Raw genomic sequence first — 12,626 nt, 5'->3', positions numbered from 1 at the left:
GACTAAGCTGCCGATAGATAGGAGCATCCTTTATGAAAACCATTCTCTTGAAAAATGCAACGCTCTATCCTATTACGTCAAAACCTATTTATAATAGTGATGTGCTCATTCAAGATGGAAAAATTGTTTTAATTGGGCCAAACTTGCAGCCTCCTCTTCAAGTAGAAGTCATTGACTGCAAACAGCGCTACTTATTCCCTGGATTTATTGATGTTCATACACATCTAGGACTATATGATGAAGGAACCGGCTGGGCGGGAAATGATGCTAACGAAACAATCGAGCCTATGACTCCCCATATCCGAGCTTTTGACAGCGTACATCCTTTAGATCCTGGGTTTAAAGATGCCATTGAAGCGGGTATTACGTCTGTACACATTATGCCTGGAAGTGCAAATGTGATCGGAGGTACAACGTCCGTTATTAAAACAGCCGGAACAAGTATTTCTCAAATGTTGATTCAAGAGACAGCTGGACTTAAGATTGCGCTAGGAGAAAATCCAAAACGAATCCACAGCCATGGCAATAAAGAATCCATTACACGAATGGGCATTATGGGGATGCTGAGAGAAGCCTTTTATCATGCAAAAAGCAGTGACAATAAAGATGATTTGCGAATCAAACCGCTCATTCAAGCACTGAATAGAGAGATTCCCGTTCGAATTCATGCTCACCGAGCCGATGATATTCTATCAGCTCTGCGCTTAGCAGATGAATTTAATTTAGACGTTCGTATTGAACACTGTACAGAAGGTCACTTAATTGCTAAAGAGCTAAGTGGAAGAAACTTAAAAGTAAGCGTGGGACCAACTTTAACACGCCGCTCAAAGGTTGAATTGAAAAATAAAACGTGGAAAACCTATCAAGCTCTCTGCAATGAAGGAGTAGAAGTTTCCATTACAACAGACCACCCTTATACGCCCATTCAGTACTTAAATATTTGTGCATCCATTGCCGTACGTGAAGGACTCGAAGAACAAAAAGCATTAGAAGGCATCACAATTGCTGCTGCTCGAAATCTCCGTATTGATCAGCGAATCGGCAGTATCGAAGCAGGAAAAGACGCTGATTTAGTGCTATGGAGCCATCATCCCTTTCACTACTTAGCAAAGCCCCTTTTCACCATGATAGATGGTAAAATATTATTTAAAAAAAATTAACATTTTACCTATTTTCTTTTTTTATTTTTTTTAGTATGATACGTTTAGAAGCATGTGAATTTCACAAAAGCATAAACATCACACGTTGACTTTTTATGTTTGTTGACTTGTAATGGGAAGGCAAATGGTGCGCCACCAGGTAACTGGTTCTAGTGGGTTCGATTCCCACCCCGAAATTTTTTTAATTATTAAAAAATTTCGAGGGTGGGGACTTGATTGGAGTCTGTATATACCCTCGATCAGGAGGGAAAAGTTATGTTAAAAAAACGTGACCTAAATGACTGTCAATCTCTATACGAACTCATGGTACATCCTGATGTCTTCCCTTTTGTTCGTCATAAAGCCCATTCCTATGAAGAATTTTTATTTGTGACTAAACAAACGATGGAAGCAGAAGATCATGGAGAAATTATTTCTCGCACGATTTTAGACGAATGGGGTAACCCTATCGGCACCATTAATTTATTTGATGTACAGGACCAAGCTGGTTTTTTAGGCACTTGGCTTGGCAAACCGTTTCATGGAAAAGGATATAATCAAATTGCAAAAGAAGCGTTCTTTAATGAACTGTTCTTTGAGTTAAATATAGAGCGAATTTTTATGCGAATTCGCAAAATTAATATTAGGTCTATTAAGGCTGCAGAAAAACTGCCTTATGCAGTACTTGCGAATGAAACACACAAAGCTTTATACGATGAAATTAATCAACATGAAGACGTATATGATTTATACGAAATTCCAAAAGACTTGTATACATTATACTACTTGCGTCACGAGCAAGACGTTCAAGAAGATCACCAGCTTAAAGAAGCGTAAGAGTCTCTCCGTGTAACGGAGAGCTTTTTTTATGATTAAAAACGAGAGATTCTGGAAAAAATAAGTAGCATGATCGAAAAACGTTAATTGGAGGTTTTTTTATGTCTGAAAAAAAACGAAAAGAAAACGCAAAAAATACGTTAAGTAGCGCTCAAGAAATCTATTACGGCCGCGAGTTTAAAAAAGCAGACCGTGCAGGCGGCTACACGAAAAAATAAGTGAGGCAAAACATCTCTATCCAACGCTTGATCATCCCAACGTCCTTTCTGTACAGTTTGTATCGGAAGGACGTTTTTATATTATGTAAAAATAATAACACGAAGATTTCAAGCGTATGATTTACGTTTTTTTAACACTCTACTATATCCACAAAGTTTACCCACAATTATGTGGATAATGTGTATAACTTTATTGAATATGCATATTACCGCTTTCATAACTTGAAATAACAGTGGGTAATTTTTATGTAAATTTTCTGAAAAAATGTGAATAGTGTGGATAAAGTTGTGAATATCCTATATAATTCAGCAGTTAACTTCTTGTTAACCTGTGGATATCTTCTTTAGCACTTTCATTTATTTTAGTACCATCAACGCTTTTGATATATTATAAGTATAATAATAAAAAGTAGGGGAAGTTCCCCTACTTTTTTATTATTGGAAACAATATATCCACACTTGTTCCTTTATCTAACTGACTAGAAAACGTCATCTGCGCGCGGTGAGCTTTAATAATCCGATAGCTGACCATCAGTCCTAAACCTGTACCTTTTTCTTTTGTACTATAAAAAGGCTCACCTATCTTAGCTAACCGTTCAGGAGGAATACCCTGTCCTTCATCAGCAAGCTGCAGCCAAAGGTGGTTTTCTTTTACTTTAATCGTAATATGAATAGCTCCTCCTTCAGGCATTGCTTCGATAGAATTTTTAATAATATTAATAAATACTTGTTTTAACTGATTTTTATCTCCATACACCTTTGGTAACTGGTCGTCTCTTTCAAATATGAAAGCTACTTCCTTTTCTACTGCTTCAGGTTCAAGAAGTGAGCACACTTCTTGAACAAGCGCTTGCATGTTCAAAGATTCAACCTTCATTACCTGAGGTTTTCCTAACATCAAAAATTCTTCTACGATTCCATTCATTCGTTCTAATTCAGTTTCCATGATATCTATATACAAAGCATCTTTAGGATGTTGTTCTTTTAATAAGTGAACAAAACCTTTTAAAGAAGTTAAAGGATTTTTGATTTCATGAGCCACTCCAGCTGCAAGTTCTCCTACCACGGCAAGCTTCTCAGAAGTTCTAAGCTTCTCTTCTGCCTTTTTACGCTCCGTAATATCTGTCGATACGCACAGCATTTGAATCACTTCCTGTTTTTCATTCATAATAGGAAGTTTTGCTGTTTCGACCCAGCGCCGGTTTCCTTTCGAATCTTTAAACTGTTCTTCTAATACCATCCCTTTTTGGGTACAGTTTGAAAACTCCCCTTTATATAAAAGATCTGATTGAAGGTTGAACTGATATTTATCAATCGATTGTCCAATTAAGTCATCAGATTTTTCACCTAAGAGCATCGCAAAAGATTCATTAACGAGAATGAATTCCCTTTTTTGATTGATAGCATAAATATAGCTTGGATTAATGTCAATAACTTGTCTTAAAAACGTTTTTTGTTCCTGCAGCTGATTTTCTTTTTGCTGTAAATTTGCTTTAGAATGGCGTATATAGCTAATCATTTCATTAAACTGTTTAGATAAAATACCGATTTCGCCCCGCTCAATTTCTCGTTCCGGAATTTTTTGATTAAAATTCCCGCGCGCTACTTGTCCCGCCAATTCATATAGTTTATGAATTGGATTCACAATTTGCCTTGCATATAACGCAGTAAAAAAAGAAAGCAGTAAAATCGTAACGCCTGAAACGATCCAAAGCGTTTTTTCAAACATTTCATAAGGCCTGTAAATTTCTTCAACGGGTAATTCAGCGACAATTCCCCAATCCAAAACAGGAATATATTCGAAAGACGCAAAGAAATACTTACCTTCGGTGTTCACAACCCGCTGATATCCTGATTTATGATTCATCGTTTTCTGAACGATTTCATTTTTCTTAGCATTTTCACCGATTCTCTGTTTCTCTGGGTGGGAAATAATTCTACCATTGCGGTCTACAATAAATGTATAGCCGTTCTCTCCTATATCAAACGTTTGAAAGATGGATTGAAAACTTTTATTTTCTTCAATTCGCAGCGCTAAATTTACAACCTTTTTTACATTTTGCTGCCCATCCAAAATAGGAATCGCCATCACCACAATGTAGTGCTTTGTATCTGCTGAAACGACATCGCTTAAATATATTTTTTTGGTTCGCAGCGCTTCTTGAAAATATTTTCTTTTACTTAAGTTCACATGTTTCATATTCTTTAAATCATTCGGGTAATAATGCTCAACATACCCTTTTACATTAAAAATGGTTCCGCTATCGATATACGGTGAAATATTAACTATTTTCTGCAATTCTTCGTCTATTTCTTGTTCATCATCCGATAAAAAAATAGGATCTTGCTGTACCTCGTCGCCCAGGCTCCAAATATCTTTAATGACGACGTTAATTTGCTCTTTCATTCTCTTGACGGTTTTATCAGTTACCTGTCGATATTGATTTTGAGAAATATTAGGCAGCATCACTCTTGAAACAATAAACATTAGCGTCAGTACGGTACAAATAAGAAGCACATTAATCGTGAAGATTTTCCAAAACGTATGAGATTTAAACCATTTCATGTTTGTTCACCTTAATCTAATGAAGTCTACTCCATTGTACTGCAAAATGAAAACTTTTCCATATAAATGACGGAATTCCATCTTTAGACACAGAAGACAAGCAATTTGTTCTACATTCCTATCAGAAAACTATGAGCTTTCTCACTGTGTTTTCTGTTAGAACAAATTTTTAGTTTTCTTCTATAAACTTTGCTTCCTGCATTTTATTCATGCAGTAGAAATCAATTATTTATCCTCCACTAAAAAGACCTCATCACGGAGTGATGAGGTCAGAAATTTACTATATTCTTTTATAAAAAATCATGTTTATTCCCTGCTGATTTTCTAGCCTTTAAAGATTTATTTTCTTTTTCCTTCTAGTCCAGTAAAAAATAAATAAGAGAATAAACCAAACGGGCGTCAACAATAAGGCTGGGCGCGTCGCATCAGAAAACAGCATAATAACAAGAATCACCGCAAACAAAGCTAGCACAACATAGTTTATAAATGGTGTTAACGGTGCTTTGAATGCTGATGCTGCATGCAGCTGCGGACGCGTCTTTTTATACCTTAGATGGCAAATAAGAACGACACTCCACACCCAAATAAAACAAATAGCGCTAATGGTCGTGACGATGCCGAAAGCTTGGTCTGGTATAAGTTTGCTTAAAAGAGCTCCCGCTGAGATGACCAGCGTAGATAAAAACAATCCGTTGCTTGGTACGTGGTTTTTGTTCAGTTTTGCAAACTTAGATGGCCCTTGGTCATTTTTACTTAAATTATATAAGATACGGCTTGTTGAAAACATTCCACTATTACAAGCAGAAGCGGCTGAAGTTAATACAACAAAATTAATAATTCCAGCAGCAAGCGGAATTCCGACTAAACTAAAGGTTTTAACAAATGGGCTTTCTGCTGCATTTAATTCCATCCACGGGTTAATAAATAAAAGGACGATAAGCGCCCCAACATAGAAAAATAAGATTCGCAGCGGAATTTTATTAATGGCCGATGGAATATTTTTTTGGGGATTTGATGTTTCCGCTGCCGATACCCCTACCAATTCAACCCCGACGTATGCGAATATAACCATTTGGAATGAAAGTAAGAAACCTGAAACCCCATTTGGAAACAGTCCTCCGTGATTCCAAATGTTTTGAACAGTAACGGATCCCGCGTCTGTTTTAAATCCCATTACCAGCAAAATAACGCCAATAATAATTAATGCAAGAATCGTAATAACCTTTATTAAAGCAAACCAAAACTCTAATTCTCCAAATAATTTTACGGTTAATAAGTTAAGACCTAATAAAATGATTACACAAATAAGTGCGGGAATCCACTGAGGAATATTGAACCAATATTTCACATATACGCCAACTGCAATCACATCAGCCATAGCTGTCATAATCCAGCAAAACCAGTAGGTCCATCCCGTTACAAATGACGCCCACGGTCCAAGATACTCTTCAGCAATATCTGTTAACGATTGATAACCTGCTTTAGACAGCAGTAGTTCTCCTAGCGCTCTCATCACAAAGAAAAGCGCAATACCAACAATTAAATAAGCAAAGATGATAGAGGGACCTGCAAGCTGTATTGCTTTACCAGAACCTAAAAACAAGCCCGTACCAATGGTTCCCCCAATCGCGATTAGCTGAACATGACGATTGGATAAATCCCTCTTTAATTCTCGTTGTTCCAACTCTAACTCCTCCTAACAATAAAACCTTTGATGCGATCGTGCGGACTACAAATAAAGTCCAATAAAAAAAAGAGATTGGATGTGCTCCAATCTCATGGTCATAAGAATAACAAATATTAAGGTACATGCTACCAATTAGTAACATGCCAAATAAATATCCGGTACTCTTCTGTCCTTTTGCCTGAGATTGTGAACCCTTCGGCGTCGCGAAACTATCGCGATCTCTCCAGAAGCTGCTCCTGCTATAGTGTGATCCATAGCAATCATAGCTTTCTACGTATTAAATTTTTCAATCAATAGAATGACTGTCGAATAGTTGTTTATTCTAATACCAGTTGGATGCTTTGTCAACAGGAAAGATTACTTTCATTTATTTACCTTCTTCGACAGAAGGTAATTGAACAGTTTCAATCGTCAACTTAGTATCCTTTTCCTTACGCTACCTGAGTCCTTGCGGGAACCTGAACACATTAAACGGATCATACTTTTTGTTCACTCTTTCTAATCTCTCTGCGTTGTCTCCAAAATACCCACGTTCGTAGTTTCTCAGGTTGCTGATAGGAAAATTCACATAGGAACCTACCGTAATACTTTTAATATATTCAAATCGCTTGCGAAGCCAATCTCTGTTTGCTCTTGCAAATACATCTTCTGTCCAGACAGACTGAAACCCCATAATATATCTGGCGTTTCTGTAGAAAAAAGCCGTTTCTCTTTTACCAACACGGCGAATTTCTCCTCCTAGTGCATAAAAAGAAATCGCATCATACACGGAACCTTCTGCCGGACGCTGTATGAGATCTGCAAGATTTTCAAGTTCACCACGTGAATAGCTTCTGTGCACAAATCTTCCCGTTGACTTAAATTTTTCAGACGGAGGATAGGTTGCTTCTATTTTTTTTACCGCTTCAAGAAAAGATAATGATTCCAGCTCTACTTGAAACCCTTCTACTTCTGCAAAAGGCTGCAAAATCTCCCGAGCTCTTTCTGGGGAGCCGTAAAAGAATCCGTTTGCAAATATGCCTAACCCTTCTCCTCCTGCATTATAAAATGCTTGCAACTAGCGTCATACGTTTGTCCAGTTTGGGCAGCCAGTTTTGCCATATATTCATCACTTGTGCCTGCTTCTCCTTTGTAGTACCTACATAAAAGAATCGAACGAGCGTCACAGAGCTGTTCGTGGGCTTTGGAAGCTGAAACGTCATGCTTACCACAACGCCAAAGTTACCGCCACCGGCACCGCGGCATGCCCAAAAAAGATCCGCGTTACACGATTTGTTTGCCTTAATGAGCCTTCCTTCATAATTGACTAATTCTAGCTCTATCAAGCTGTCGCATCCTAACCCGTAAAGTCTGCTCGAAAGTCCCCAGCCTCCACCAAGTGTAAAGCCAGATACCCCAACAGTCGGACACGTTCCTCCTGGAAACACATATCCGTTCGAACCGATGAAATCATACACTTCCGTATTTTCCTCTCCTGCTTTCATCTTTAAAATGTTCCGTTTCCTATCCAATTTCAACCCATTTAATCGACTAATATCAATGACTAATACACAGTCATCCGTAGAATACCCTTCATAATGATGACCGCCAGATCGAATGCGAATATCAACACGATGCTTGCGCGCCCAGCGGATCGCATTCACAACATCCTGCTTTTTTTCACAGTATACAATCACAAGCGGAAATTTATTAACAGCACGATTCCATCCCTGACGAGCTTCCTCATAAATTGGGTCTTTTGGCGTTACCACTTCGCCCGTAAGCCCTTTTAAAAACATTGAGTCCATTTTGACCTCTGCCACCTCTGTACATACTTTTTATTAGTTTTATTACTATAGTATTATCGATGTGGTTAAAGGTTGGGGTTTTGGGATAGAATTTGCGTTTATTATTTGTATAAAATACGTCATTATAGTTTTTTTAAAAGCATTAACCCTCTTATGTAATTTCTCTTTAGCGATGTAAAACTTTCTAAATCTAGACTTTATGGGAATTTATATTCACTATACTAAGATATTTTTCACTCTAAAAGAACAGATGTTTAATTTTAACAATTACCCTATTAATAAAAGTACAGCTCAAAGAAAAAAGAGCAGAATCAAATCTGCCCTTTACTCTTTTTCTATTCATTTCTTTAACGTCAAACTTACCACATTCTCCACATGCGCCGTATGAGGGAACATATCAACAGGCTGAATGTAATCAACATGATAAGCCTTCGACAGCTGCTGCACATCTTTCGCTAATGTGGATGGATTACAAGAAACGTAAACCACTTTCTTTGACTTCACTTGTAAAATCGTTTTTAGAAGCTTGTCATCACAGCCTGTTCGCGGCGGGTCAACGACGATTACGTCTGGCTTCCAGCCTTCTTTTACCCACTTCGGCATCCACTTTTCAGCTGGACCCGTCACATATGTGGCATGCTCAAATCCATGATCTTTGGCATTTTTTCTCGCGTCTACAATCGATTCTTCAATCGTATCCATTCCGCGAATTTCTTTGGCATCTTTAGCAAGCCATAAGCCAATTGTACCTACTCCGCAGTAAGCATCTACAATTTTTTCATTGCCTGTTAGCGCAGCTGCTTTTTTTACTTCATCATATAGCTTCACTGTTTGAAGAGGATTCAACTGGAAAAATGCACGCGCTGAAAGTTCGAACGAGATATCTCCTAACGTTTCTTGAATCACCGACTTTCCAGCGAGTGTAAACGTTTCGTCTCCAAAAATAAGCGATGTTTTTTGGCCGTTTACGTTTTGTACGAGCGATTTCACTTCCGGTAGGCGGCGCTGAATTTCTTTAATCAGCAGCTCTTTTTTCGGAATTTCTTGTTTAGCCGTGATCAAGACAATTTGCACTTCACCCGTTTCAAATCCTACTCGAGATACGATGGTACGTACAATACCACGGCGTTTGCGTTCATTGTAGATAGGAATTTGAAGATCTTGTAAAATTTGTTTTATTTCTTTTGTCACGTGATTCGTGGCTCCATGCTGAATAGGACAGTTTTCAATGTCAATCAGTCGATGAGAATTCAGTCCATACAAACCAGCGATGACTTTTTGTTTATCTACACCTACTTGGAACTGTGATTTATTACGATAGCCCCAAGGATCTTCCATGCCAATTGTTTGGCGTGTTTTTTCCTCTACTTTTTTTAATGAACTGTGACGTTCGAACGCTTGCAGAACAATATCGCGCTTAGATTCTAGCTGACCTTCATAGGATAAGTGCTGAAGCTGACAGCCTCCGCACTGTTCATAAATAGGACAGGGCGCATCTACGCGATGAGGAGATTTTTTGCGAATTCGCTTGATTTTTCCTTCCGCAAACTTATGCTGGACATTTGTTGCTTCTACAACCACTTCTTCATTTGGTAATGCTCCTGGTACAAAGACGACTTGGCGCTTAAAATATCCTACGCCTTCTCCATTAATACCGAGTCTTTTTATCGTTAACGGAAACGTTTGTCCTTTTTGAACTTTCATTTCAGTTTTTGGTTTATTCATGAGACCAACTCCGATTAGTTTAAATTCTTTATATAGTTATTAACGGTCCTTAGCTGCTTAAAACCTATTAGACCGTATCGCTTTAAAAAAGACATCAACGCATATTATAACACTTCAACAGCAAAAAACCGACAGGAGAAACATTCCCGTCGGTTTTTATCTTTATTTCGTTTCAGAAGGACTTTTCTTCATTTGTTTGCGTTCGTTCATTAAATCATCAATACTTTTAAACGTATAGTCCTGCTTTTTTAAATCCACAATTGCTTGATCTAATGCATCTGCGTTATCCTTTGAAACGGTATGCAGAAGCATGATTGCACCTGGATGTATTTGAGCCATCATATTGTCATATGAGTAGCGCCAGCCTTTTTGTTCATTCACTTTCCAGTCAACGAATGCAAGTGACCAAAATACATTCGTATAGCCCTCTTGCTTTGAAAGAGCTAGCGTTCGTTCACTAAATACACCTCTAGGTGAGCGAAGATACTTCATTTCATCACGACCAGTAATATTCTTGTATTCATCTTTTACTTTTTGTAATTCCTCTTTAAAACGTACGTCATCCACTTGAGTTAAGTCAGGGTGATGCCATGAATGATTGCCGACAATATGCCCTTCTTTTACCATTCGCTTAATTAGCTTAGGCTCTTCTTTTAAATAGTGTCCTGTTACAAAGAACGTGGCAGGAACCTTTCTTTTTTTGAGCACGTCTAATACCTGCGGTGTATAACCATTTTCATAACCGTTGTCAAACGTTAAATAAATATTTTTTTTATTTGTATCTCCGAGGTAAAAAGCATCATACTTAGCAAGAATTTGTTCATAAGCTGTACCTGCGGATGCGGGCTTGTGATTTTTACTTTTTTGAAATCCCCAGCTGATCGGAGTGTTTGGATACATTTGTGCTTCAACAGATGCTATGCCTGTTGACATCACGAATAAAAAAACGAGAAAAAAGGTGAACCGGCGCATAAGAAGCTCCTTTCGGAAGTCATTTTACGCTTAGTATCCACTCAATTTTCTCGTTCATGAACGTTACTTTTTACCATACGTTCCGGACGTATGTTTATTTAAATACCGGTTCTTTAAATTGCTCAAGCTTTTCAAATGAAGACTTGTCTACATCTGCATGCAAGCTGTTTCCGTGTGAATCCATCGTCACTACAGCTGTAAAGCCTTCTACTTTTAAATGCCACATTGCTTCAGGAATACCGAACTGCATCAAATCAACGCCTTCTACACTCTTGATACAATCAGCATAGTACTGTGCAGCTCCGCCGATCGCATTTAAGTACACACCGCCATGCTCTTGAAGAGCAGCAAGCGTTTTAGGACCCATACCGCCTTTACCGATAACCGCGCGGATACCAAATTTCTTCATAATATCTCCTTGGTAAGGTTCTTCACGGATACTTGTTGTTGGTCCTGCAGCGGTTACGTGCCATTTTTCATCTTCATCTTTTAACATAACCGGACCACAGTGATAAATGATTTGTCCATTTAAATCAATTGGCGCATCGTGATCTGTTAAATGCTTATGAATAGCGTCGCGTCCTGTGTAGAGCATACCGTTGATGCGCACCACGTCGCCAACTTTTAATTCACGAATTTGCTCTTCTGTAATAGGTGCTTGTAATACAACTTCTTTTGTTTCATCCGCATTTTGTTTGTCTTCTGCGGCTGCATTTTTATTAAAATCTACTTCTTCGCCTTCTTGATACAGCCACTCTTGAACGCTTCCTGTATCGGCATTAATTTTAACGCCCAAACGACGGTAAGCCCAGCAGTTATACGCAACTGACACATAGAAGCTAGCAGGAATACGATTAATTACGCCGACTTTACAGCCAAGTAATGTCGTTTCTCCGCCAAAGCCCATTGTACCAATTCCTAACTTATTGGCATTTTCCATTACATACTCTTCTAATTCTTTCAGCTGAGAATTTGGATTTTCGTCATCTAAATTTCGGAACAGCTGCTCTTTTGCTAATTCATAGCCTGTTGTACGGTCGCCACCGATTCCAACACCAATGACGCCGGCACTACAGCCTTGACCTTGTGCTTGATACACAGAGTGCATCACACATTTACGAATGCCGTCTAAATCACGGCCAGCTCTACCTAAACCTTCTACTTCACAAGGCAGGCTGTACTGAATGTTTTTATTTTCACAGCCGCCGCCTTTTAAAATAAGACGCGCATCAATATAGTCATTTTCCCACTGTTCAAACTTAATAACCGGCGTGCCGCCTCCTAAATTATTACCGCTGTTTTCTCCCGTTAACGAATCTACGGAGTTAGGGCGAAGCTTTCCGTGCTTTGTTGCTTCTTCAATTGCCCAATAAATTGCTTCTTTAATTTGAAGCTGATTCACTCCTACAGGGGTTTTAATTTTAAATGTTGGCATACCCGTATCTTGACAAATTGGCGATAAATTATCATCCGCCATCTTAATATTATTGGTAATGGTCGCTAAAGACATTGCTGCACGCGTTCCTGCATTTTCACGCGCTTTTGCCTTTGCGATAGCACGTCGAACGTCTTTTGGCAATTTTGTAGATGTTTCAACAATTAAATCGTACATGCTTTGTTTTAAAGCTTCAATCATCACTTAATTCCTCCCATATCCCGCTAATGTATGTATTTATCTATCTGTCGTACAACTTT

General features: G+C 38.4%; 8 protein-coding genes, 1 pseudogene and 1 riboswitch. Of the genes and pseudogenes, 3 read left to right on the top strand and 6 right to left on the bottom strand.

The annotated features are described in order from the left end of the window. Positions 1-32 precede the first annotated feature (32 nt). The 3 genes from LAV82_RS24565 to LAV82_RS24555 all read left to right on the top strand — a co-directional run bounded on the left by LAV82_RS24565 (position 33) and on the right by LAV82_RS24555 (position 2,194). Positions 33-1,160 carry an amidohydrolase gene (locus tag LAV82_RS24565; protein ID WP_013055150.1) on the top strand — a complete coding sequence of 376 codons (1,128 nt, stop codon included), beginning with the start codon at positions 33-35 and terminating at the stop codon, positions 1,158-1,160. Positions 1,161-1,415: 255 nt separating this feature from the next. Then, a complete protein-coding gene (locus tag LAV82_RS24560) occupies positions 1,416-1,976 on the top strand; it encodes a GNAT family N-acetyltransferase (RefSeq protein WP_013055149.1) in 561 nt (186 codons plus the stop codon). Between the two features lie 101 nt (positions 1,977-2,077). After that, positions 2,078-2,194, top strand: coding sequence for a YfhE family protein (locus LAV82_RS24555; RefSeq protein WP_013055148.1), 117 nt, complete (start codon positions 2,078-2,080; stop codon positions 2,192-2,194). Positions 2,195-2,618: 424 nt separating this feature from the next. On the opposite strand, the gene LAV82_RS24550 is transcribed toward LAV82_RS24555, so the two are convergent. The 6 genes and pseudogenes from LAV82_RS24550 to LAV82_RS24525 form a co-directional block, all read right to left on the bottom strand. Further along, the gene (locus LAV82_RS24550; RefSeq protein WP_211078864.1) at positions 2,619-4,760 is read right to left on the bottom strand and encodes a PAS domain-containing sensor histidine kinase; all 2,142 of its coding nucleotides are present in this window, start codon (positions 4,758-4,760) and stop codon (positions 2,619-2,621) included. 331 nt (positions 4,761-5,091) lie between these two features. Next, the gene (locus tag LAV82_RS24545; protein ID WP_499717149.1) at positions 5,092-6,444 is read right to left on the bottom strand and encodes an amino acid permease; all 1,353 of its coding nucleotides are present in this window, start codon (positions 6,442-6,444) and stop codon (positions 5,092-5,094) included. 159 nt (positions 6,445-6,603) lie between these two features. Then, positions 6,604-6,684, bottom strand: a riboswitch (glycine riboswitch). Between the two features lie 199 nt (positions 6,685-6,883). After that, positions 6,884-8,234, bottom strand: a pseudogene (locus tag LAV82_RS24540) (FAD-binding oxidoreductase). Positions 8,235-8,573: 339 nt separating this feature from the next. Continuing rightward, the gene (gene rlmD, locus LAV82_RS24535) at positions 8,574-9,959 is read right to left on the bottom strand and encodes a 23S rRNA (uracil(1939)-C(5))-methyltransferase RlmD (protein WP_328251576.1); all 1,386 of its coding nucleotides are present in this window, start codon (positions 9,957-9,959) and stop codon (positions 8,574-8,576) included. A 162-nt stretch (positions 9,960-10,121) separates the two neighbouring features. Beyond that, positions 10,122-10,931 (bottom strand): delta-lactam-biosynthetic de-N-acetylase, encoded by an 810-nt coding sequence (gene pdaA / locus LAV82_RS24530; protein ID WP_499717148.1) that lies wholly within the window; start codon positions 10,929-10,931, stop codon positions 10,122-10,124. A 94-nt stretch (positions 10,932-11,025) separates the two neighbouring features. Further along, positions 11,026-12,567 carry a fumarate hydratase gene (locus LAV82_RS24525; protein WP_213018269.1) on the bottom strand — a complete coding sequence of 514 codons (1,542 nt, stop codon included), beginning with the start codon at positions 12,565-12,567 and terminating at the stop codon, positions 11,026-11,028. Between the last annotated feature and the right edge of the window lie 59 nt (positions 12,568-12,626).

It is taken from the genome of Bacillus sp. ILBB4 (assembly GCF_035064545.1).
GTDB lineage: Bacteria > Bacillota > Bacilli > Bacillales > Bacillaceae_H > Priestia.
Note: the sequence above shows the minus strand (reverse complement) of the source record. Positions and strands in the feature narration are given on the sequence as shown.